Source organism: Candidatus Zixiibacteriota bacterium (assembly GCA_029860345.1).
In the GTDB taxonomy this organism is placed as follows: domain Bacteria; phylum Zixibacteria; class MSB-5A5; order GN15; family FEB-12; genus JAJRTA01.
The window spans coordinates 1-23,449 of record JAOUBJ010000026.1 but is presented as its reverse complement, the minus strand read 5'-3'; the positions used below and the strand labels follow the sequence as shown (position 1 = coordinate 23,449).

Annotated in this window: 16 protein-coding genes; 10 read left to right on the top strand and 6 right to left on the bottom strand. The window is 54.6% G+C overall.

All coding sequences use genetic code 11. The features are described 5' to 3' along the window. The first annotated feature begins 816 nt into the window (after positions 1 to 816). The 4 genes from OEV49_17285 to OEV49_17270 all read left to right on the top strand — a co-directional run bounded on the left by OEV49_17285 (position 817) and on the right by OEV49_17270 (position 3,570). On the top strand, positions 817 to 1,329 hold the full coding sequence (locus tag OEV49_17285) for a flavin reductase family protein (protein ID MDH3892819.1): 513 nt from the start codon (positions 817 to 819) through the stop codon (positions 1,327 to 1,329). A gap of 64 nt (positions 1,330 to 1,393) precedes the next feature. Continuing rightward, positions 1,394 to 1,636 (top strand): Rid family hydrolase, encoded by a 243-nt coding sequence (locus OEV49_17280; protein MDH3892818.1) that lies wholly within the window; start codon positions 1,394 to 1,396, stop codon positions 1,634 to 1,636. A 709-nt stretch (positions 1,637 to 2,345) separates the two neighbouring features. Further along, positions 2,346 to 3,227 (top strand): hypothetical protein, encoded by an 882-nt coding sequence (locus OEV49_17275; GenBank protein ID MDH3892817.1) that lies wholly within the window; start codon positions 2,346 to 2,348, stop codon positions 3,225 to 3,227. After that, entirely contained in the window at positions 3,205 to 3,570 is a 366-nt protein-coding gene (locus tag OEV49_17270) for a hypothetical protein (GenBank protein ID MDH3892816.1), read from the top strand. The genes OEV49_17275 and OEV49_17270 overlap by 23 nt, the downstream gene beginning before the upstream one ends. Before the next feature lie 215 nt (positions 3,571 to 3,785). On the opposite strand, the gene OEV49_17265 is transcribed toward OEV49_17270, so the two are convergent. From OEV49_17265 to fusA, 3 genes are all read right to left on the bottom strand, one after another. Continuing rightward, the gene (locus tag OEV49_17265) at positions 3,786 to 5,435 is read right to left on the bottom strand and encodes a hypothetical protein (GenBank protein ID MDH3892815.1); all 1,650 of its coding nucleotides are present in this window, start codon (positions 5,433 to 5,435) and stop codon (positions 3,786 to 3,788) included. Between the two features lie 5 nt (positions 5,436 to 5,440). Then, positions 5,441 to 6,652: a membrane dipeptidase gene (locus OEV49_17260; protein ID MDH3892814.1), complete on the bottom strand. Its 1,212-nt coding sequence runs from the start codon at positions 6,650 to 6,652 to the stop codon at positions 5,441 to 5,443. A 1,119-nt stretch (positions 6,653 to 7,771) separates the two neighbouring features. Then, entirely contained in the window at positions 7,772 to 9,856 is a 2,085-nt protein-coding gene (gene fusA / locus OEV49_17255) for an elongation factor G (GenBank protein MDH3892813.1), read from the bottom strand. A 381-nt stretch (positions 9,857 to 10,237) separates the two neighbouring features. Here fusA and OEV49_17250 point away from each other — a divergent pair, with 381 nt between their 5' ends. The 6 genes from OEV49_17250 (at position 10,238) to OEV49_17225 (ending at position 18,244) form a co-directional block, all read left to right on the top strand. Continuing rightward, positions 10,238 to 10,591 carry a carboxypeptidase-like regulatory domain-containing protein gene (locus tag OEV49_17250; protein MDH3892812.1) on the top strand — a complete coding sequence of 118 codons (354 nt, stop codon included), beginning with the start codon at positions 10,238 to 10,240 and terminating at the stop codon, positions 10,589 to 10,591. A 108-nt stretch (positions 10,592 to 10,699) separates the two neighbouring features. Next, positions 10,700 to 13,948: a hypothetical protein gene (locus OEV49_17245; GenBank protein MDH3892811.1), complete on the top strand. Its 3,249-nt coding sequence runs from the start codon at positions 10,700 to 10,702 to the stop codon at positions 13,946 to 13,948. A gap of 104 nt (positions 13,949 to 14,052) precedes the next feature. Continuing rightward, a complete protein-coding gene (locus OEV49_17240; protein MDH3892810.1) occupies positions 14,053 to 14,664 on the top strand; it encodes a sigma-70 family RNA polymerase sigma factor in 612 nt (203 codons plus the stop codon). Positions 14,665 to 15,152: 488 nt separating this feature from the next. Beyond that, complete coding sequence (locus OEV49_17235; GenBank protein MDH3892809.1) at positions 15,153 to 16,136, top strand: hypothetical protein; 984 nt, start codon at positions 15,153 to 15,155, stop codon at positions 16,134 to 16,136. 13 nt (positions 16,137 to 16,149) lie between these two features. Further along, a complete protein-coding gene (locus OEV49_17230; GenBank protein MDH3892808.1) occupies positions 16,150 to 17,214 on the top strand; it encodes a DUF3179 domain-containing protein in 1,065 nt (354 codons plus the stop codon). Positions 17,215 to 17,638: 424 nt separating this feature from the next. Then, a complete protein-coding gene (locus OEV49_17225; protein MDH3892807.1) occupies positions 17,639 to 18,244 on the top strand; it encodes a hypothetical protein in 606 nt (201 codons plus the stop codon). A 505-nt stretch (positions 18,245 to 18,749) separates the two neighbouring features. On the opposite strand, the gene OEV49_17220 is transcribed toward OEV49_17225, so the two are convergent. From OEV49_17220 to OEV49_17210, 3 genes are read right to left on the bottom strand one after another with little or no spacing between them, the layout of a single operon-like run. Beyond that, a complete protein-coding gene (locus tag OEV49_17220; GenBank protein ID MDH3892806.1) occupies positions 18,750 to 20,198 on the bottom strand; it encodes a hypothetical protein in 1,449 nt (482 codons plus the stop codon). A 33-nt stretch (positions 20,199 to 20,231) separates the two neighbouring features. Beyond that, positions 20,232 to 21,656, bottom strand: a complete 1,425-nt coding sequence (locus OEV49_17215) for a hypothetical protein (GenBank protein MDH3892805.1) — start codon at positions 21,654 to 21,656, stop codon at positions 20,232 to 20,234. 33 nt (positions 21,657 to 21,689) lie between these two features. Next, on the bottom strand, positions 21,690 to 23,159 hold the full coding sequence (locus OEV49_17210; GenBank protein MDH3892804.1) for a hypothetical protein: 1,470 nt from the start codon (positions 23,157 to 23,159) through the stop codon (positions 21,690 to 21,692). Between the last annotated feature and the right edge of the window lie 290 nt (positions 23,160 to 23,449).

The window sequence follows — 23,449 nt, the reverse complement described above, 5'->3', positions numbered from 1 at the left end:
CTTCCAGCCCGCGGTATGAAGTCTGGATATTTCACACCGTTCTTCAAGATTGAGTTGATTGTATTTTTTTCCCATAACAACACCTTATACAGATGTTGCACTTCGTTTGTGAAATCAGGGAATCCATTCTTTGTATCGGTCGAAAACCCTGCCCCGAAGGGCATGAATGCCACTTATGGCCGCGAAGCGAGGTTTCGACCGGGTGGCCGTCTCAAACCTTGTCTGGGGCGGATTGTCGTGTGGTGTTGGGCGACCCCGCCCGACACCTGCCGCACAACCCTTCCGTCTGTCACCCCGAGCGCAGTCGAGGGGCCGGGTGGCCGTCTCAAACCTTGTCTGGGGCGGATTGTCGTGTGGTGTTGGGCGACCCCGCCCGACACCTGCCGCCCAGCAGTTCTGTAGGGTGGGTCCGTCTTCGCCTGCGCGCCGCGGCGTGGACCCGCCATAGTCGGCCGGGTGGCCCCGACATTAAGGCTTGTTTCCGTGTTCGGCAAATGTCCACATCTGCCGAACCTTCTTTCCCCAGATAGAGAGGGGTGCCCCGCCGACGGCGGGGCGGGGTGTGTTCTTCGCCAGGCTGAATCAATAACACACCCCAAAACTGACTCTCAAAAGAGGACTTGGAATCGATCGACACAGTGCATCTATCCGCTCATGGTGGGAATCAGGCCTTGACGGATGGATGCTCAGTCCATAGTTTGAACCAATGCCTCAACGATCAAATGCACACGGCCGCTCATTCAAAAAGAGCCCTCCCAGTGCCGGGGTACCGTTGCATGATGACGTAGACAAATCTCGCTATTGTACGGAGAACAAATGAACAAAGAATTCCAACCGATCAAAGTCAGCGAAATCAAAGACAATGTTTTCAAACTCATCGGTGAGGACTGGATGCTTGTCACCGCCGGTAGCCTCGATTCGTTCAACACTATGACGGCCAGTTGGGGTGGGATGGGTGTTCTTTGGAACAAAAACATCTGCTGGTGTGTGATCAGACCACAACGGTACACCTACCAGTTCGCCGAGAAAGCCGATCGGTTCACGCTCAGCTTTTTCGATCCCCAGTACCGAGACGCCCTCAAATTCTGCGGCACCAAGTCAGGCCGCGATGTCGACAAGATGACTGCGACCGGGTTGACACCCGTAGCCTCCGAAACCGGTGCAGTGTACTACCAGCAGGCGAGGTTGGTCCTGGAATGTCGCAAGGACTATATTCACGACCTTGACCCGGCCAACTTTCTTTATCCGTATATCAAGCATGAGTACCCCGGGGCCGACTACCATCGTCTCTATCTCGGCGAGGTCGTGAACTGTCTCAAGCGTGAGTAAAGGCGGATGCAGTTCAGGCGCGGACTGCTCCTGTCGCCGGCTGACAATGAAAGGAAAAACTAACATGTCCCGTAAACTCGCCCACAGTGACGGCCCGTTCGCCTCAATCATCGGCTTTTCGCTTACTGATGTTATACGAACCTGCATGTTGCTCACTCGGATTGATGATCGGAAAGAGATCGCAAAGGTTCGAGGAGAATACTTCAAGGACATTCGCCCTGTAGACACCGTGATGCAAGTGAGGCGCATTATCAACCGGGAGTGGTTAGTTGAGATCGAAGTTGATGCCGTAGTTGACGGCGCATGAAACGGTGACCGAGGGGCTTGTTGATAGTCCTTCGATGGCGTCATTGCGAGGAGTCCCGCGCCGGATGTTGCGCTGGGTCCTTCCCGCCGCAGGCGGGTGAGACCCGGCGCGTCGAGGAAGCATCACCACACTTTCACGTCCGGCAAAGCCAGGGGGCCATCTGCCAACGAACTAACAGACCGGAGTAGGTATCTGCCAAGGATCCGTTTTTGTTTGTTTTTGGACTTGCTTCCTCCACTAACAGACCTACCTTACAGTCGACCTTTTAACACATAACCCATAAGGAGAATCACGATGAGTGCTCCAAGAAAGTACCGTTTAGTGCTTAATAATGCACCGAAGGCACTTTGTTTGTCACGTGACCTCGGAAAAGTTGCCCGTGCATCACCCCTTCGTTGGACCGGCTCAACCACGAGTTTGGTTCGAGCATTGAAAGCATTGCCCGGATAGAGTGAGACGGCCGCAACGTACCCTGTTTGGGTATGTCAGGACTTTGTCAGCCCGTGGTGTTCTTATCCGTCTGGGATTTCCGGATTCGCCCGAGACAAAGGTCTTTCTTGTTTAGCAGTCTGACGGTTTGTAGAGCCTGACCACATCAGGTCAGCACCTCTGGTGACCAGTGGCAAGTCTCAGGATGATAAGCAGACGGTTCGATTGAACCGGTTCTGCAGAGAGTCAAGTTTCAAGCGTAAGAAGGGAAATGTGTGATATGGCACTTCGAATTACTATCGATGTTTTCAGCGGCCGGAAGAACCCGGTCATTGAATTGAAGGGCAGCGATGCCACGGACGCCTTGAAGCGTCTTCAACCAGCGAAGAGGATCAAACGAGGCGAGTTGGGAATGCCTCCGACTCCTACCCTGGGTTATCGCGGTTTGATCGTGGAACAGACCGGCCGGCCGTCCAAGACTCTGCCCAAACTGTTCCGGGTAGCGCACGGCGACGCCTTTGGGCTTGGTTTGTCGCACCACATTGAAGACGCGGCTTTTGAGGATTTCATCTGTGGAAGTACCGGACCTATCCGCAAACTTCGCCTCGGTAAACCGTTTCACCTCCGACTGAAAAGGGAGATCAACAGATTCCACAAGGTGCGTACCAAATGGCCGTTGAGGAAAAAACCCAGATGGCCGCTTCGTTGCCGATGTCGGTGTGCGCCTCTCTACGAGCCCGGTTGGTGGAACGACGCCGGTCAAATCCAATACAACAACAACTGCTATAACTATGGTTGCAATTACAGGTCCGATACCTACGCCCAGCCCGGTGAAGCGGCTGGAGCCAAGTACGCCTCGATTTCGTGCGCCGAAGTCAAGGCCGGGGCGATTGCCGATGAACTGATCAACAAGCCATTGGCCAACAACAGGTGCCCCAGGGAAGGTCATTTGGTAGCGCTGGTTGTAGGGCCTGGTTGGGATTTTCACTGGTATCGGAAAGGTCGCAACCACCTCTGGACGCACAAGCCCGGCTGGGGTGAAGCCACCAATCTCGACAACAGCGGGAAGCTGATCAGAGATCCGCGCACGGCTGACCGAGGCGGTTACACCAGTTTTTGCACGTTCATGGTTGTAATGCATGGGCACATCAAGATCACATAAATCCGGAGGACCATTCATTGGCGGAGCCTTTTGCTTTTCCGGTCGTCGTGATCCGACCTGGTCAATCGAGGCGACCACTGCACAGACGCTGATCGAACTTTGGAATTCGCTCGATCCGGTCTCGGGGGGGAATCCTATCCCCTCGAGACTGGGCTATCGTGGCTGTGTCCTTCGCAGTGATGACATCGAATGGACCGCCTATAACGGTCTGACCGCCCGCATGCCCAAAGGTTCGCCCGAAGAGCGTGAATGCAAAAAGGACCCAGATCGAACTTTTGAGAAAGCACTCATGGCCACGGCGCCCGCCGACTTGCTTCCGCCATCACTGATAGAAACCGAATGAAACCGGGCGGCCTATCCACCGTGCGGCTGGTTGTCAAACAGCAACCTCCCAGAGGGTAACGATATTCCTCCAGGAGACGCCAAACCCTGGGCCGTCTTCGGTCTGCTTAGTTTTACTTCTACCCGATGAACCACAGACCGAGCGGACCGGTCGATTACTATTTGCCTACTCGTCGCCTGACGACTCCGGTTGATCGACAAGCCTGTGGCCGGGATTCAATGCAGGATCAATTGCAGTGAGGGTCCATGCAGAGTGGGGTGGAGGCGAAACCGCTGGTACTTAAGCCGAGCAGTTACTCCGGCCTCGGTAAAACCCAGTGGCAAAACCGGACTGTCCACTCCAACAGCGCACATGAAGCCGTACTTATCGTAGTCCGATTCCAGGTCGGCCGCCAGCCCGCATTCGAACCGGACGGCATAGAGTAGACCCTGTTTTATTGGTACACCGAATCCCACCGATGAAACCATCAAGGGGCGATCATGATCGGCGGCGGCGGTAGTTACTATCATGTCGATGGAGAGATTGTTCAGCAACACCAGATCATCCCAACGGCAATAGCCAACTCCGACGAGGCCGCCGATAAGACCCCGGCCACCCCGGTGAGTCAACTGGCCACCGATGTGGAGAAGAACACCTTTGTAACTGGGCGGAATCGACCTTGTTTGCGTCCAGCGGACCGAGGCCCAGTCACGATCATGACGCACCAGCCAATCGGGATCGTTCGCCGAGTTCGATCTGAAGGGTTTAGGCGTCATCCAAGGCGGCATTGAAGAACGCCAGTATAGCTCTTTTATCTCCTTTGGGGAAAGACTGCTGTCGTGTAAGCCCTCATCGCGTAGTTGTGGATAGTGATGGTGTCGCCGTATGTCGTGCTCGTCTTTATCATCGGTGCGATAGCTCCAGGTGGCCGTTACGGACATCGGCAACAACCGAAGCGTGGGCACACTGTTGGTCAGGTAGTAGTCGACGCCGTCACTGGGCTTCTGCCACTGTGCCTCGGTGGGGCCTGAGGTGATCCTCGTCTTTGCCCAACTCGGCCACGTTTCCGGCAGGTCAGGCTGGGCGTAATCTCCGGAAGCATACACAACCGCAACCAGTTCCATCAACGAGTTGCGGCATGCCTGTAAAACCTTGATGTATGAAGGACCATACCAATGCATCACTTCATCGCCGAAAGTTTGCCACGCATCACCTTGTGAGTTTACTACATACGCGCCCCGGGTTCGATTACGATTATGCGCTTCGATGATATTCCGGCGGTGCAAAAAAGCTAACGGGTCAGCTCGATGCACCAGGATATGTCCGGCTGAAAAAGCATCGGCCAGGTATCCCTGGGCGACGGCCTCGAAGGCCAGCGCTTCCAGCACCAGCCGCCGGTCGTCTTGGTCCGGCTGTAAAGCCGTGGCGACAAGCTGCATAGCGTACAAGTGGTGCAACAAGTAGGATTGAATCACGTTGTCAGCCGACAGTGGCCGGGTCTCCAACTCTTGGCCCGGTGTGTGAGTGAAACCGGCTGCGCGCAATTGTGTTTCGATTTGTTCTGCGCTCAGCGACTCAAGCTGTTCCATGATCGTCTTGCCGAGGTCATGGAATCTGTTTTTGGCCAGATCATCCGCGGCCGAACTCGCGCACAGTTCGCCAAAGGTGTGCTGGTCCCAGGCCTTGTGGGGTAGCACCAGGCCACCACCGGCATCGCCGATGAGATAGGCCGTATCGTCCAGGGACCGAGCGCACTCTCGCATTACACTGTGATAAACCGAATCGGCCAGCATACGGTGTTCGTTCTTATCCCAGGCGCGCGCATCGGAACCCGACAATCCGGCCACCAGCAAAATCACGGTTAATGAAGTCGTAACGTATCTCATAGAATTCACAACCCCGACCGCCAGTTCTCTTTCAGGAAGTTGATTGCGTTCCTGGCCAGTATATCCGCTACCACCGATTCATCGCCGAATTCGTCCAGCAATAACCGTCTGAGCTGGTCGATTTGGCTAAGACGCGTCATCTCTTTCGGCGGGTTGATGAAACCGGCGAAGTCACTGCCGATTCCGACATGCTTATGTGTGCCGTGCAGTTTAACGATATGGCGGATGTTGCGCACGGTGTCGCTCAGTGTACCCCAATGGTCGGCCTCGCCGATCGATGCGTAGTTGGACAGCAGGTAGGGATCGATGATCACACCTATAATGCCGCTGTCATGTGCGATCTGCTCAATATGTTCGTCGTAGAGAGAGTAGGGATGGTCACTCAGCGTGCGAGCTCCGACATGGGTAGCCACCAGCGGCAACCTTGCACAATGAAGGATGTCGGCCACCGATGCCGCCGGTGCGTGGGTGATGTCGACCAGGATGCCGCAATCCTCCATCTCCCGGATCACCTCGCGACCGAATGCAGTCAATCCCTGATTGTCCCATCCGGCTCCGGCATCGGGGAAAAACGGGTAGGAATTGGCTGCCGATGCGATCCCTTTGTTGAAAAAGTGAGTAACCGTGATCAATGCCACACCGCGCTTGGCGAACGTCTCCACGGCGCCCAGGTCGCCACCCAGGGCGTGGCCGCCTTCGAGGGTGTGAACGACACAAGTCCGGAAAGCATCACTTGTTTTAGGCACGTCCAAAAGACTCGTCATCTCATCGTGATTATAAGCCATCTTGGCGAAACGACCATCGGGACCCTGCAAGGCACGCTCCAGATGATCCAGCATGCGCAGGCTGTTGGCAGGCGCTTCGGGGTTGGGATCGGTCGGCATCGACAACCACTCATCGAAAACATTGAAATGGGCAACGCAAATCAGATCAACACCGGCCGCGTGGCAGTCCTCCCATTCCATACCGCTCTTGTTGGCAAACTTCTCCGCGATGCCGGCCACCAGAGGATACTTCACGCCCAGCGCGCTTTGGCGATTCCATTGGTTGATCATGGAGTGGACATGGAGATCGGCCAGAACGGGTCGGTCGGGGCGAACGCCTTCAAGCAGATGTCGCGAAGCTCGGCAGCCCACAGATAGAAGCTGACCGATCCCGGTTGCACCGGCAAGGCCTGAGAGGGCCAGTCGAACAAATCTGCGACGAGAATAACTCACGATCGACAACCGCTCCTACTGCTATAGAATCGTGGCAAACCTGACAGACAAGAGCCTGTCACCGCCCGAAACCTACTCAGCGGCTTTGTCAATAGCAACCTGTTTTTGGATGACTTACTTCGCACGCCAACGACTGGGTTGCCTCGGCGGTGCGAAGCGCGAGGAACAGTCTTGCCTGTCATTCCGGGCTTTGACCCGGAATCCAGTCCTGTCACCCCGGCGAAGGCCGGGGTCCATCTTCTCTTGTGGTGTCGGGCGACCCCGCCCGACACTCTCACCTCATGCTGAGCGGAGTCGAAGGGCAGGTTTCGACACTTTTGTGCGTCAGTCGGCCGGGACGCCTTGCTGTTCCGATGATTGACCCTGAGCACCATCGAACGGCGAAGGCCGGGGTCCATCTTCTCTTGTAGGGCGGGTCCGTCTTCGCCTGCGCGCCGCGGCGTGAACCCGCCTTTGTTCTTCGTAGGTCGAGACCCCTGCGGTTTCGACATCAGGCGTTTCGCGTGATTCTTCCCCCCCCCACTACAAAAACAACACCGACTCATATTATAATGCTACTGTACAGCGCCCACTAAAAGGAGCGCCCGGATGACCGCCAGTCCCGAACATAATACGCCCAACCCGTGCACGCATCGCATTCACCATCGATGCTATTACACGAACACGACATTGCAACTACCAAACCCATCTCGCGTCGCTCGTGCCGCGAGTGCACTTGGCATGACACCCCGCGCCACGCGGGGTTGATGCTATGGCTGAGTTGTCGACCGCCGCGAGAAGTGGGGACTACAAAAGTACTTTTTCCGCAAAACGAACCCATTTGCAGGCGTGCTCACCGGTGTCATTCTGGCGAAGGTCGGAATCCAGAACCAAAGTAGGGCGGCATCCCTGCGCCGAAGGTCCGCCGCAGGAGGGATGCCGCCAATTCGGCAGGATCACAGTCCGCCACGGCAGACTGCCCTACAAGACTGAGCGTGATCTTGGGGACCGGGGCAGGGAGATTGAATTAGAAGTCGGTTTTCCGTCGCGCGTAGCGGCGGGCCTTGTGTCCGCCGAAACAGTGGGGCGACGCAAGGCCGCCCCCTACGTGGGATTAGATGATGCTAATACGCCAGGTCGTCAAGACTCCTCTTCGGCGTCGCGCTTGGCTGCTTCGATCACTTTCTGAGCAGCATCGTGCGGGACCTCTTCATAGCGCGCGAACTCAAGAGCGTACACACCCTGACCCTGGGTCATCGAACGCAGGTCGACCGCATACTGATACAACTCCGCCTGCGGAACCGCAGCCCGCACGATCTGGTTGCGACCGTCGGGGTCCATACCGGCAATCTTGCCGCGACGTGATGACAAGTCACCCATGACGTCGCCGGTGTAATCGTCCGGCACAGTCACTTCGATGTTGCAGATAGGTTCCAACAGCACCGGCTTGGACTCCATGAAACCCTCCTTGAAAGCCATCAGTCCGGCAATCTTGAAAGCCATGTCGGACGAGTCCACATCATGATACGATCCAAAGAACAGCGTCACTTTGACATCGACCACTTGCGAACCGGCCAGACCACCCTTGACCATCGATTCGACAACTCCTTTTTCCACGGCCGGGATAAACTTGGTAGGAATCACGCCGCCTTTAATGGCGTCGATGAACTCAAAGCCGCCGCCGCGAACGTTCGGCTCCAGACGAATATGCACATCACCAAACTGCCCGCGCCCACCCGACTGTTTCTTGTGACGGTACTGCTTCTCGGCTTTACCCTTGATCGTTTCGCGATAGGGAATCTTGGGCCGCACCAGTTCCACCTCAACACCGAATCGAGATTTCAGTTGCTCGGTCAGCACTTCGATATGGGTAGGTCCCTGACCGTACAGCACCTGCTGCGCCAGGGCCGGGTCAGCCACCAGTTTGAATGTCGGGTCTGCTTCGTGCAGTTTGTTCAATCCCGAACTGATCTTTTCCTCGTCTCCTTTGGACTTGGCTCTGATCGCCACATCCATCACCGGGTTGGGGTAGGCCACGGCCGGCACTGTCAGTCCCAGCGCGTTCGAGGCCAGACTGTTACCGGTATGGGTGTTCTTGAGTTTCACCAACAAGCCTATATCGCCGGCGCCCACCGAGGCAATATCCTGTCGGGATTTGCCTTGCAGCGTGTATATCTGTGTAACGCGTTCACCGTTGTCGGTCTGCTGATTCTTGAGGTCCATGCCGGACTTCAGAGTTCCCGAGTAGATTTTCAAGAAAGACATGTCACCGAGGTGACTTTCCGAAAGCGTTTTGAAAACATAAGCCAATGGCTGACCGGAAGCATCACAGGCCACTTCGACGGCATCCTCGGTACCGCTTTTGAGCGCGGTCGAGGCCGGCATGTCGGCGGGGGAGGGGGCGTGCCGGTTTATGAAGTCCAAAAGCAGGCTGACACCCATGTTCAATGAGGCCGAACCACACAATATCGGATAGACCTTACCGGCCTGCAAACCCTTGGCAAAGCCAGTGGCGAAATCTTCATCAGAAAGCGTCCCATCCTCGAAGAACTTCTCAAGCAAAGCATCGTCGCCCTCGGCGGCCGACTCAATCAACTTATCCCGGCCAGCCTGGGCGGCATCTTTCATGTCGCCGGGAATCTCGGTTTCGGTCGCTTTGCCCTTATCGTCGAAAGTGTAGGCTTTATTGGTGAGTAAGTCGATGATTCCTTTGAATCCGGACGCTTCACCAATCGGCATCTGGACGGCAGCAACAGAAACACCGAAGGCTTCGTTAAGGCTGTCTAAGTTGGCCTGCCAGGTGACATTCTCCTGCTCCATTTTATTGACAAAGAACATCCTGGCCACCGGCTTGTCACCCAGCGCGCGCCACTGCATTTGGGTGCCGACTTCCACGCCGGAAGTTGCGTTGATGACAAACAGGGCGGCGTCCGACACCGCGCCGCTTGAGAGCAACTCACCCACAAAGTCCGGATGGCCGGGGCAGTCAAGCCAGTTGATCTTGTTGTCCGACCAGGGCGTTGCAAGCAACTTTGCAGAAATCGTGGTCTTCTTGGACATCTCGATATCGGTATGATCCAAAAGCGAGCTGCCGTCGTCGACGCGCCCGACACGGTTGTTGATCCCGGCGATGAAGGCCACAGCATCACCCAAACTGGTTTTGCCGCAGCCACGTTGTCCGGCCACGCAGATGTTACGGATTTTGTCAGTCGTAAATTCCTTCACCGGAATCCTCCAAACGATCTTTGAATTTGCAGTGTCACAGGCTCTTACGGTCTCGCCGATTACAAGCCAAGGCAACCATGATATACAAATGGCTAGCCGATGTCAAACGGTTTAGCAGGGGCGACAGGGCTCTTTTTTGGGGCCAAAGGATGGCAGCAGTTGGCGCTGTTTTACAGGATAAGCAGGCAGTTAGAATACCTCGCAACGCGCAAAATGTGATTGACTCAGATTGAACACGAACGTAGATTAGAACGTCTTCCAGAAAGACAGGGCGCGGCGGGCGCATGCAGAAATGACAGGAATGGGAACAGGCATCAGGAAGGTGATTGAGGTGGAACTTTGAGTTGTATAACCAATAACCTGTAAACAGGGAGAATGAGAATGCAACACAGGATGTTTCTTCGAATTGTCGGCATTGGGTTGGTCGTATCTGCAACGGTCTGGTTGAGCTGCAAGCTTGATATCAGTGACCCCGTCACGAGTATCCGAGGTGTAGTGACCGATTCTGTGACTGGCGAACCGATTGATTCGGCAGTGATCAATTTGAGAGATACGGTCAGCACCAATCCGTCCTATGCCGATTCACTTGGGCGTTACGCAGCAGGAAGCCTTGGATACGGTCCCCGCAGAGTGTTTTGTCGAAAGGTAGGCTATCGAAGCCAATCGATAGTTGTCATCAGCTCGGAGGAACGTGCAACAATTACCGGCGTGAACTTCCAGCTCTCGCCGGAGTAAGTGCAGAGATGGTAACGACATGGAGAGGAAGTAAAATGATTAGATGTTCTTAGGTTAGGACCGCCTTACACTCGGACATCAATACACATTCAACATCGGAGGGATGCTATGTCATTCAGGAGTGGAATCTTAGTGCTCACCCTGCTGCTTGTTGTTTCAGCACTGAGTGAAGCAAACGTATCCAATTGCTACCTCAAGCTGCCGAGTACCGACAGCGAATCTCAAAGAGTAAATAGGAAACTAATCGAGTTGTACGGCGCGAGAGTCTATCACGAATTCCCAGCGACCGGAGAATTCATCTGCTGGATGTCGCCGTCGCAGTTTGATCTGCTGGCACAAGAAGGTGGATTAACGGGGCAGCATCAAGATCGAAGCAAAACCACACTCAATCCCGGCTCGTCGACCTCAATCGGTGAATTCTGCTGGGCGAACCTTCAGTCGAACGATCCTGAACCATCCTTCGACCAACCCTTGGACATCCCAACATGCGGAACTGGTGAGTTTGAGTCCGCGAACCGAGAGCGCTGGCTCAGCGCACAGCCGCTGGCTGATAGGAGTATTTCACTAAATGAGATGTTCAGTACCAATTACCTGGTGGGACGAACGGCGGTCTGTATTATCCTCCCAGAGTTTCCAGTGGGTGAGATTTGGACAACCTATGAAGAGGATCTGGCTATTGCCCGTGTAGTAGACGCCTGTGAAGGTCTTTCCAGCCTGGCCTATGACAGAAATGTAGATGTAACCTGGGTATACGAGGAACACAGGTCGGTCCCTGTTTTCGAAGAACCGATTCTTAACAAGCGACCAACGGTCGAGGTATTACCAGAGCTGTGGGAGTTCGGATGGATTGACGACGCCCTTCAACACCTCGGGTTTGGTTCAGGGTGGAGCGGGATATTCGGCAATGGCAATCGTTTGCGACAGCAATATCAAACAGACTGGGGACTCACTGTCTTTGTGGTTCTGAACAACACTGCCCCTGGCTTCCCGGACAACACCGCGGGCTACGCACACCAATACTGGCCGCCCGGTTCCGTCTGGGAGACTTATCGCACACCTTTCTGTGTTTCGACGCTATATTATAACGGAGTCTCCACTCTTTGGTCACAGTATGTGATAGCACACGAGATGCTGCATACGTTTGGCGCCGCGGACGAGTACGTTGGCGCCCGTCAGTGTCCTGTTGTGTTCCCTGACTGCGAAGTGGGCCACGGATTTCTATATCACCCAAACCTCAATTGTCTCACGTGTACTGGCAGTTCTTACCCCTGCATCATGTGGAACTTAGATTATCACTACACACTTTGCGACCACACGATTCGCCACATTGGCTGGAGTGATTCCGACGGTGACGGTCACCCGGATGCCATCGACCTGGACAACCCTTACTGGACATACATTGGGGCCGTTCAACCAGGTGATATGGCCAGGGCGCATACCCAGGGTGGTCAACTGATCAGGAATATCTGTGTTACTGACAATAAAATGGACTACCTGGACGGCACTGGCGTTGTGTTCTTTGACTGCCTAAATTACCAGAGCCAATCGATGTCATACGAATGGTTCTACAAGAGTGTCAACGGTGGAGACCTTGGAACATTAATGCCAACGTCATCGGAGGGGGGACCGCTCCCGACATTGCACTCTATATCGTATAATGATAACACAGGCACACTGGAATGGGAGATCGGCGACAGTTGGTGTATGGTTGATCTCGAAATCTACTCCGAAGACAACCATTGCGGCGAGCCTGCCCCGGCGTCCTTGGTGGCAAAGCCGTTGTGGAATAAGTTCCTACTCGATACTCCAGGAGCGAGATTCCACTCGGTAGACGTATCCAATCTTGACTGCGATCCGTGCTTCGCATGGTTTACGGTGTGGCGACCGGATGGGGTGAACCTTGAGCCGATCGGCTTTTACTACGATATTGATCCTGATCTGGACGGAATCACGAGTGTTAACGACATCTGCCCATACACCTACAATCCGGAGCAGGACCCGGAGGCGTTGAAAGAGTGGAGTGGACAATTCGAAGAATCAGAGGGATATTACACGGTCAATGCCGTGCAGCCGACATTCGATGGCGGCTATCTCGTCGCCGGTCAGGTAGAGACTTGGGCGCCTGAGTGCTATTACCACCTCTGGAAGGTTGATGCGTGTGGGAGCATCGCCTGGGATGAGCCATGCTGTGGACCTTTTCTCAAAACGCCTGCCGCCGAACGCTCCAGCGGCCATGCGCAGTCTTCCCCGGATGGGCGGGGCTATTGGCAGGACCACCCGCTGCTCGAACCAACGGCCGATGATGGATTCATGCTGCTAACCAATGAGGAAGGTTTTACTCTGGTCAAGCTGGACAAGTACGGCGATCAGGAATGGTATGAACACCCGTCCCAGGGTGACTTTGGTTTCAGTGTGTATCAAACGTCAACCGGCGGGTACGTGATTGCGATGCAGGGGGACGACCCCATTAAGCCATCTGTGTTGTGGCTTGACGCCAATGGCAACTTCCTTCGCGAAATGAACATTGGGGAGACACTTTATTACCCGTACAGCATGGATGCCCGAGAGACCTCGGACGGGGGAACCATCTGTGTCACCGACTGGCCGACCGGCGGAGCCAACGGTACCGATATTCGAGCGGTGAAGTACGATACAAACTACAATGTCGAGTGGGATCACACCTTCGGGGGAGCGGATGAGGATATACCCATGGCTGTTTTTGAAGTCCTCGGCACCGGGTATGCCATCGCGGGCAACGTGGAGTACTCAAACGGCACCAGCGACCAGCGCCTGATGATGATTGACAGCACGGGGACGCAAGTATTGTGGGATAACATCTATGGCGGGCCGAATCATGAGATGGTGATCTGCGCTGCCACCACTGATGACGGAGGATACCTCCTTGCGGGCAACACCGATGACTATGGTGCTGTCGGTTATGATCTCTATGTGCTAAAAGTAGATGAGAATGGGGTCGAAGAATGGTCGCAGACAATCAATGGACTCGACAACGAGGCGGCGGGTAGTATCGTATCGACTGACGATGGCGGGTTCGTTATGGCCGGTATGTCGTGGCCAAACAGTGGCCCGGGTTATCTTGGCGGTACGGTACTCAAAGGAATGCCGCCGCCTTGCTGCGTCGGTATTCGTGGGAATGTCGACGGTGATGCCGGTGAAGCTATTGATATCTCGGACTTGGTATATCTGGCTGATTTCATGTTCACGGGAGGTCCGCCCGCGCCGTGTACGGTGGAAGCAGATGTAAATGGTGACGGTTCGTCCGCCGAGATGCCCGATCTCGTATATCTCAACGATTTCATGTTCACCGGTGGCCCGCCACCGCCAGCTTGCCCATAGACTAGTCCGTAATAGCATACAAGCCCCACCCATGGTTGGGGGGGCTCCCTCCGGCAACCAACCTTCCCGGAAACAGCGACGCCGATCTGGCTGTTTATCAAGTGATGGACACCGACAAAAAAGAGACAACTCAGACCCACTCCAAGGCAGGACCTGAATCGGCCAGGGCCGGGCTGTCCGATCCGCGTGAATGGGTCGCCTCGTATGGCGACTACCTGTATCGTTTCGCGCTGCTGCGCTTGCGCGATCCACAACTTGCCGAGGATGCAGTACAGGAGACTCTTCTGGCTGCATTAAAGGCCCGGACTTCGTTCCAAGGGCATTCGACCGAACGCACCTGGCTTACCGGTATTCTGAAACGGAAAATCATCGATAGTTTTCGACGCATGGGCAAAGAGATGGACCTCGGGGCGGAAGACAGGACCACAGTAGAGTCAACCGAGCCCCAAAGACCGGGGGAGTGGTTGATCGATCCGCAGGACCCAACCGAGCGCCACGAGTTTTGGACATACCTCAACGCGTGTCTGGATCGATTGCCTCAGAAACCAGCGATATTGTTTGTTCTGCGCGAAGTGGAACAAATGCCGGTCGAAGAAATCTGTAACGTTATGGGGGTTAGTCCGACCAATCTGCGAGTTAGCCTACACCGTGCCCGAAAGCAGTTAAGAAACTGTTTGGAACAACAATGGATGGAACTAAATAAAGTCAAACCATGAGACCCAACCATTCCGGCGGGATAAGACAACTGGTCGCCCGACCGCTTGAAAAGTTGATGCTCAGTTGCGATCAGACCGCTGAGCTAACATCGCAGGGGCTCGATGAAAGACTTGCCTGGTCAGGTAGACTCAGGGTTAGGGTACACTTGCTGTTTTGTCGATTCTGTCGCCGTTACAGACGGCAGCTATTGCATATCAGGTCGATTCTCGGTACGTCAATGCCGGAGGAATCGTCATTACAGGAATCGCACTTCAGGTTGACAGACGCTGCGAAGAAGCGGGTACGCGACGCTATCGGGAAGACCAGCAATTAGTTACGCGGCGCTCCAGCAGCCTTCGGCGATGCTATAACCCGGCCAGCATATTCTCCCCACCATATTGTAACATAATTTGGATTATAGCGACCAATTAATGCCATGTTGAAGTGTGGTCGTCGGAGCCAGTTGTTCCGCCACGGCTGGAAGGCGCCCACATCGGAAAGGAATGTAATGTCAAAGTCTGTTACTATATGGCTTGCTGAGGTCCTGGTTTTGAGTTTGCTGTCCAGTTCGGTGTTCAGTCAGGCATGTAGCTGCGGCGGGGCTCCTTTGACCAATGCACTGGAGTTGCCCACCTCGGCGGCCGGCGTCTGGCAGTTCGGCTTTACCTACCAGTACAATTCTATTTCTGACGTCGTCTCCGGCAGCGATCAACTGACCGACGATACCCGCCGTCGCTCCGTGCATGCCGGATTGATGGAGATAAGCTATGGCCTGTCTGGACGACTTACCGTGTCGGGTCTGTTCACACTGCTCCAGCAAGAACGAACCAGCCAGGCCGGCCACGGCGCCGGAGAGTTTCTTAGGACGCGGGGGATAGGTGACGGGCTGCTTTTGCTCAAGTACAATCTGATTCCATACTCCGTTCAGTCGCAACGCCAGGTTGCTGTCGGCGCAGGTGTAAAGATCCCTTTCGGCGAGTCGTCGCTACGTTCCAACAACATTCTCATCGCGGCCGACATGCAACCGGGGAGTGGAGCCTGGGACGCAGTTCTGTGGGGGTATCTTTCTCAAGGACTCTATCGTCATCTGCCCATCGGCGTCACTGCTTCGGCTACCTACCGGTTTACCGGAACCAACAATCGGTTTGGAACATCGTCGGAAGGTTACAATTTCGGCGATGAGTTGGTGGCCACACTCAGCGGCACCTACCGATCTTTTGGCAAAACGGATATCACAGCCGGGTTCCGTTATCGCAGCGTGACAGCCGACCGGTTTGCCGATCAGGAATTGCCAAACAGTGGAGGCCGCTGGTTGAATCTGGCGCCGGGACTGAGCTATGAAATCTCGAAGGCTGTGTCGGCCGGAGTTGCCGGTGAACTGCCTTTGTATCGAAAGCTTGACGGCACACAATTGACAACTGATTACAGGCTATCTGTAGCACTGTTTTTCAATCTGGGGGACAAGCAGGCGTCCCAACCTTGGAGCTTATAGAATGGAGTTAACTATGTTTAAGTCAATTCTCATGTTGATATCAGCCGCTTCGATTGCCCTCACCTCTGGTTGCAGTGATCAATCCGGCACCAACTCCGGGCAACTGTCCGGAGAATGGTTGATACCTCTGGATGAGGTCTTCGACGGCGGCCCCGGTAAGGACGGCATTCCGGCACTAAGCAATCCCAACTTGATCGACGCCGCCCAGGCGAGTTTTCTGGGTTCCAATGATCTGGTGCTCGGGGTTAGCCTGCATGGTGAGCAAAGAGCCTATCCGCACCCTATTTTGGACTGGCATGAGATTATGAACGACGAGATTCAGAACAGTTTCTTCGCCGTCACCTATTGCCCCCTGACCGGATCGGGCATTGTCTGGGATCGTAGTTTGAGCGGTACGGTGACCACCTTTGGCGTTTCCGGACTGCTTTACAACACCAACCTCATTCCCTACGACCGCGCCTCCGGCAGCAACTGGTCACAGATGAAACTACTCTCGGTAAACGGCAATCTCGCCGGAAAGTCAGCCGAGTTATTCCCGGTGGTAGAGACCGGCTGGGATACCTGGAAGAAAATGTACCCACAGGCGCCCGTTGTTTCCACCAATACCGGCTACAGCCGTTCCTACGGTCGCTACCCTTACGGAGACTATCGCACCAATGACAATCGTTTGCTGTTTCCGGTGGACAACGATGACGGACGATTGGATCGCAAGGAGCGTGTGCTGGGCGTGATTGTCGGGTCCACCAGCAAGGTTTATCCGATAAACCAATTCCCCGCTGATATCTCAGTCGTCACCGACACCATTAATGGCCGGTCGCATGTGGTGGTAGGCAGTTCCCGGCTGAACTTCGCCGTGGCTTTTCAAGATCAAACCTCCGACGGCACCCGGCTTAGTTTCAGTCCCCTACAGGACGAACTCCCGTCGATAATGATCGACGACGAGGGAACCACCTGGGACGTTTTCGGCTATGGTATCTCGGGTCCACGAGCGGGGGAACAGTTGACACAGTCGCGTTCGTTTGTTGCATACTGGTTCGCCTGGGCTGCTTTTTACCCGGGTGCAGCTATCCACCCATAAATGGGGCTGTTGCCATAAATGGGGCTATTGCCACAAATGGAGTTGTAGCCACAAGCGTATATCAAGCATCTTGCGGAGACAAATCACTCTCTCTCGCTTCGAGCCTTCGTAACCTCACCCTGAGCGGAGTCGAAGGGTTCTTGTTCCCGTTTCGAGAGGGGTACCTGGGGCTCGCAGGGTCGCCCCGAGCGAAGTCGATGGGTGATGGAAAACACGTCACTCAAAGGCCGCAAAGTATGTCCATTTGTCGTACTTGCAGCAACCACCCAGAAATTACTTGACAAACAGGTCCAATTTGACTTTAATGAAAGTGCATAATGGGAACTATGCGACAATTAGGTTAAGCAGTATAACGGCACGGTCAACTCAACTGACCATTCCGCCGCAGGTTTGGCGCAAACACACTTTGTAAGGAGACAACTACGTGAGCCAACCCCTCCTAAGTTCAATTTATGTCAAGGTGCTATTCGGCGCCGTGTTTGGTTTTATCGCCGTGGTCGGTGGAATGTTGGTCGGGAACGCCATCCTGAACCGAGACGCCGAGACCCGGCCGCTGTTCGATCAAAGCCCGATCGAGAGTGAACTGGACGAGCAATATGTAACTTTTACCGACGGCGATCTGTTTCCCCTGGAGGACTATGTCGACCGTGACGGAGTGCCCGGCAACTTCGAGCAACTGTTGGGCGGTCGGCCGGCGCTGCTGTTGTTCGTCAGTTACGATTGCGAACCGTGCTTAGTGCTGTTGCGGGCGTTCAAAAAGAACTTTGCCGATAAGGTCAGACCGGAAGTGCAGGTGATTGTCTGTCTGCGAGATGATCGGGGACCACCCCCGGCGGAGTTCGAGGGGCTGTTTGAAGGCTTCGAACTGGCCTACTACCAGGGTGAGTATTGGCAAAAAACCTACTTTATGGGCTTCTGGCCGACCATCATCGGCGTCGACGGCAGCGGCTTTGTGCACAGCATTCAGTTCGGGTACGAAAGTTATATCGATATCGAGCTGGCTAAGTTCTTCTTTGTGTCCAATCAGTAGACTTCCATGGAAGGAGGTGAGAAGATGAAGACAATTACAGCAATTACATGTACGACAATTCTGTTCTTCGCCATTGGAATTGCGTCCGTCTTGTTGATGCCGAGTGCCGCGAAGGCCGGTGGTGACGGTTGCGACTCGACCTGTGGAAATAAGTATTTCTGCGGGCCGCATCTATCGTGCAATCCGAGCTGGCAAATGTATCGAAGATGCAAGCAACATGATCCACCGCAGGCGTGCGGAAGTCAATATGGGTGGACTTGCGGATGCGTCAATATCGGTTGTCAGGAGAATTGCATACCGTCGTAATCGACAACGATCGATTTCACTCTTGATCTGCAGATCAGAATCGTAACTCAACATCAGAATCTCAAATCACTGATTGGACATGGGCCCGGACATCCGGGCCTTTTATTGGCTGGGCAGGTTTGTGCTCAGACCTGCAAAGAAGCCGGCTTGACCGGCCGGGTTCACGCCGCGGCGCGGTTCCAAAGACGGACCCGCCCTGCTACTGCGAGTACCCCTCGGCGTCGGTTTTGATTAGGTAGACGTCGTATAGGGAAGAACCACCGGATTGAAACGAATCCGCCAGGCCCACCACAATGTAACCACCGTCCGAGCAGGCCACCATCCCCTGGCCGTAATCGTGGCCATTGCCACCATACACCCTGCTCCAGACAGTGTTGCCCACTGTGTCGAGCTTGATTAAACAGGCATCCTGGTTTCTCCAGGGGGTGGAAAGAGTGCCCCCGATTACATATCCGCCGTCGTTCGCTTGCACGACAGCCGTGCCAAAACTGTCGACGTCATAACCAAAGTACCTGGTCCACACAGTATCTCCAACGGCATTGGTCTTGATCACGTACAGGTACTCACGGTAATGGTGGTCCGCATTCGTTTTTCCGACCAGAATGTACCCGCCGTCATCAGTTGTCGTCAGAGCGCGACCATAGAATCCACTTTCGTAGGTGCGTGTCCACATGCTATCGCCCAACGAGTCGGTCTTTAGGAGGAACATGGGGCTCCAGCCGGCGAGCGATCCAGTCAAGGCATAGCCGCCATCGGGTGTGGCCACCACGCACCATGCCACTATTCCGCGAGGATTGTGATAGGTCTTTGCCCAGACCGAATCGCCCGATGCGTTCAGTTTGTAAAGGCAACCCACATACCACTCTTCCGGGGTTGAGACAGTAGCTGCAAGTAAGTACCCATCGTCATGCGTAACGATAACCTCCAAGGCCATATCCGAGGCAGGTCCTTCTCCGCCAAAATTCTTTTGCCAGATAAGATTTCCGATACTATCGACTTTCAGCACATAGGCGTCCCAGCCCTGAGGTGTCATCGATGCGGTGTGACCTGCAATGACCCATCCGCCGTCGCTCGAAGCAACAATGTCGGAACCATGATCGTAACCCGATCCGCCGTATGTCTGCGTCCAAACTGTGTCCCCCCAAGCGTCGGTTCTGACTAAGTAGACGTCACCGTCCCCAGCCCCGTAGGAGCTTGTGGACCCAATCGTCGCATAGCCACTATCATCCGCCTGGGCGACCGAGATTGCGTCGTCCGGTTCATGTCCTCCATACGTTTTCTCCCATCGCTCAGTGGTCGGGCTTGGCGCCGGTGGGGGTCCATCGGTAAACAGGAAATCCACCAGGTAGACAAGGTCGGTTATATTAATATCAGTGGTACTCTCGCCCGGCGGATCGGTACAGCAGCTTCCGTCGACGTTTGCTTCATACAAACAGATCGGTTCGGGAGCACCATGAAACATCCAGTCGATCAGATACACCAGGTCTGCGATGTCGACAAGATCGGACAGGTCATAGTCGATATTACCTCTAATATCTCCCATCGAACAACTACTGGGTCCACGGTGCGATTTGGTTCCCCCGGTCAACTCTGCACCTGTCAGCAGGATCAGAATTGCAACGGCAATCTGGACAAATCGAGTAGTCATACTATTCGACAACCGCCTTTCTGGTTTCAACAGCTACTGCGAGAAACCCTCAGCGTCGGTTTTGATCAAGTAGACATCCCAACCCGTCGCGCTGTCTGTGACGTCATCTTTGATTCCGGTGATGATGTAGCCGCCGTCGCCCGTCTTGGCTACCGAGGTACCGCGGTCCTGATCGCTCCCGCCGTAGGTCCGAATCCAGACGTCGTTGCCCATAGAATCGAGCTTGATGAGACAAACGTTTTCACCACCTTCGAAATACTGGTCCAGCATTCCGGCAATAACGTAATTTCCGTCATCAGCCTGCAAAACCGATCTGCCAAAATCAGCCGGGGCATTCTCTCCAAATTCTCTTGACCAGATAGGCTCCCCGAGAGAATCAGTCTTGAGAACGTAAAGATCATCCCAAGGGTAATCCGAAGTACCTGTCACTATGTAACCGCCGTCCGCGGTGGGAATCACTGAACTGCCGATGTGACCACCTTCGTAGGTCCGGGACCACAGGCCGTGGCCGAGGGAATCGGTCTTGAGAAGCCAAATCTGGTGCGGCTCCTGCCATCCGGTCAAGATATATCCGCCGTCCGGTGTTTTCGCCATCGATCGTGCACTGGTCGAAAGGTCTCCGGCACTGTGCCTTCTGCTCCACAGCGAATCGCCGGACTCGTTCAGTCGGATGAGGCTGGCCCGGTAATGCTGTGATGAATCAAAAAGAGCCCCGGCCACCAAGTATCCGCCGCCGCTAACGGGTACGACCGAGTATCCGCAGCTCCAGCCAGGCTCGCCAAACCGCCTTTCCCATACCAAATCTCCAACCGCACTGATCTTGACTACATAAACGTCTTGATCGGCCTGATTAGAGTTCCCTGAATTCCCGGTGAGGATAAAGCCGCCATCCGGGGTGACGGCAACATAGTAGGCTTCGTCGTCTAAAGGCGTACCGAAGGTTCTGGTCCAAAGGGTGTCACCCCAGGCATCGGTCCTGATTAGGTATATATCTGCGCCGTTTGCCCAAACCGATCCAGCCACGATGTAGCCGCCGTCAGAGGTTGCTGCAACGGAATAAGCTATCTCGGTACCCACGCCACCATAGATATTCTCCCACTGGTCCGCAGGGGAACAAGGAACCGGCAGGCGCCCCCCGGCGAACAAGAAGTCGACCAGGTGAATAAGATCGCCGATAGCGATTTCAGGAGTCTCACCGGATGGATCAAGAGTGGTGCTGCCGTCAATGTCTGCCTCTTTCAAACACAGGGGCGCAGGACCCCCTTGGAACATATAGTCCACTAGATATACTACGTCTGTGATGTCGATAAGGTCATCCTGATCGTTGTCGACGTTACCTCGGATAGGTCCTACGCAGCAGCTATCCGTAACGCCGGTCGATTTGGTTCCCCCGGTCAACTCTCCACCTGCCACCAGGATCAGAATTGCAACGGCAAGCTGGATAAATCGAGTAGTCATACTATTTGACAACCGCCTTTCCCACACTGACAGCTACTGGGAGTAGCCGTCGGCGTCAGTTTTGATCAAGTAGACGTCGTTATGCTCTGAGTCGTCTATACGCCTATACCTCTTACCGGCGACTATGAAGCCACCATCTGCGGTCCGAGCCAGGGACAAGCCGGTATCCTGATTTTCCCCGCCATAGGTTCGGACCCAGACTTCGTTGCCCTCTGAATCGAGCTTGATGAGGCAAACGTTTCGGTCGCCCTGCGACCATTGGTCAAGCAGCCCGGCAACAACGAAACCGCCATCGTCGGCCTGCACCACACCCAAACCGAGATCCTCGTCATTCTCGCCATAAACGCGGGCCCACACGGAGTCGCCAAGAGAGTCGGTTTTAAGTATTATCAGGTCGGAATCAAAGTCGCTGTTCTTTTCCCCGGTCAGGATGAAGCCGTCGTCATCCGTCTGGAATACACCCAATGCCACAGAGTTATCCATATAGCTCCGAGTCCACAGTACTTCGTGGTCGGAATCTATCTTGGTTAGTAGAATCGCTAAGTGCTCCTGCGTCTCCAAATATGTCCAGCCGGCCAGAGCATAGCCTGAATCGCCCGTTGTCGCCATTGAGAAAGCTGCCGAAGTGGTGTCGCCGAACTTCTTAGTCCAGAGCGAATCGCCGTCGCCATTCAGTTTCATGATGAACGGTCGGTGGTCCGTGTACGATTCACCACGTCCTCCTGCAATCAAGAAGCCGCCATCGACCACCACAATCGACCTCGCGTGGTCATAGAGCGGTCCTCCATAGGACTTGAGCCATCTCAAATCCCCCTCCGGACTGACTCTGAGTACAAGGATATCCCAATCCACTTCACCGGCTATTACAAAATCGCCATCGGGCGCTATAGCCACGGCGTAGCCGTATTCATGCAGCGAGTCGCCGAAGGATCGGGTCCAGATTGGGTCACCCCAGGCGTCCGTCCGTATAAGTAAGACATCGGGGTTACGGGTCCCCGGTGATTGCCGAAAACCGGTAACGATGTAACCTCCGTCTTCAGTCTGGGCCACGGCGCTGCCTTCGTCAAACGATTCGCTTGCATAGGTCTTTTCCCACCTGTGATGGTCCGGCATGGCCGCCGGTGGCGGTCCATCGGTAAACAGGTACTCGACCAAATACACCAGATCGGTGATGGTGATTTCAGAGGTTGTCTCGAATGTCAGAGAGTCGTGTCCACTACCATCGACGTTGGCCTCCCGCCAACAGACCGGACCGGGACCACCATTGAACATCCAGTCAATCAGATACACCAAATCAATCAGATCGATCAGGTCATAGCTGTCGCAGTCGATATTTCCTCTAATCGGTAGGTTGCAGCAGTCGGTCCCGCCATAGTCTGGAGTCTGAGATTGATCGCCTGCCAGTTGCACTTGTTCAACAGATTCCCGTCGTTCTCCCACCTGAGCTGTGCCGGTGGTGAACAGGAAGAGTGCTGTCAGTAAAGCGTGTTGTAGAAATCGCATATCCTCTCCCGAAGTAATCTCAGTGTCGATCTTTGAAGAAAGATATGTTGCCGTGGATAGCGGTGTCAAGTTTGTGTTTTTGGGTGATAAACCGTTTTTTTGCGCTTGGGGCACAAGAAGCAGGGCTTGGCAGTGTCGTTCTGCGCCTGGTCGTTGGGTACAGATAACCGGCAGCGCTTTTTGGGCGCTGCCGGTTTATAGTTCAACGTTGGAAAACTCAGGCTTATCAGGGTCGGGGTCAGTGGTCTTAGCCACCGACGTAGATCTGGAAGCCTTTCGCTTTCCTATGT

Excerpts from the sequence above, each read along its gene's own strand:
- OEV49_17240 (MDH3892810.1), top strand. The coding sequence starts at position 14,053 with ATGGACACCGACAAAAAAGAGACAACTCAGACCCACTCCAAGGCAGGA.
- OEV49_17215 (MDH3892805.1), bottom strand. The coding sequence starts at position 21,656 with ATGACTACTCGATTTATCCAGCTTGCCGTTGCAATTCTGATCCTGGTG.
- OEV49_17235 (MDH3892809.1), top strand. The coding sequence starts at position 15,153 with ATGTCAAAGTCTGTTACTATATGGCTTGCTGAGGTCCTGGTTTTGAGT.
- OEV49_17220 (MDH3892806.1), bottom strand. The coding sequence starts at position 20,198 with ATGACTACTCGATTTGTCCAGATTGCCGTTGCAATTCTGATCCTGCTG.
- OEV49_17280 (MDH3892818.1), top strand. The coding sequence starts at position 1,394 with ATGTCCCGTAAACTCGCCCACAGTGACGGCCCGTTCGCCTCAATCATC.
- OEV49_17265 (MDH3892815.1), bottom strand. The coding sequence starts at position 5,435 with ATGAGATACGTTACGACTTCATTAACCGTGATTTTGCTGGTGGCCGGA.
- OEV49_17245 (MDH3892811.1), top strand. The coding sequence starts at position 10,700 with ATGTCATTCAGGAGTGGAATCTTAGTGCTCACCCTGCTGCTTGTTGTT.
- OEV49_17250 (MDH3892812.1), top strand. The coding sequence starts at position 10,238 with ATGCAACACAGGATGTTTCTTCGAATTGTCGGCATTGGGTTGGTCGTA.
- OEV49_17285 (MDH3892819.1), top strand. The coding sequence starts at position 817 with ATGAACAAAGAATTCCAACCGATCAAAGTCAGCGAAATCAAAGACAAT.
- OEV49_17275 (MDH3892817.1), top strand. The coding sequence starts at position 2,346 with ATGGCACTTCGAATTACTATCGATGTTTTCAGCGGCCGGAAGAACCCG.
- OEV49_17270 (MDH3892816.1), top strand. The coding sequence starts at position 3,205 with ATGGGCACATCAAGATCACATAAATCCGGAGGACCATTCATTGGCGGA.
- OEV49_17230 (MDH3892808.1), top strand. The coding sequence starts at position 16,150 with ATGTTTAAGTCAATTCTCATGTTGATATCAGCCGCTTCGATTGCCCTC.
- OEV49_17210 (MDH3892804.1), bottom strand. The coding sequence starts at position 23,159 with ATGCGATTTCTACAACACGCTTTACTGACAGCACTCTTCCTGTTCACC.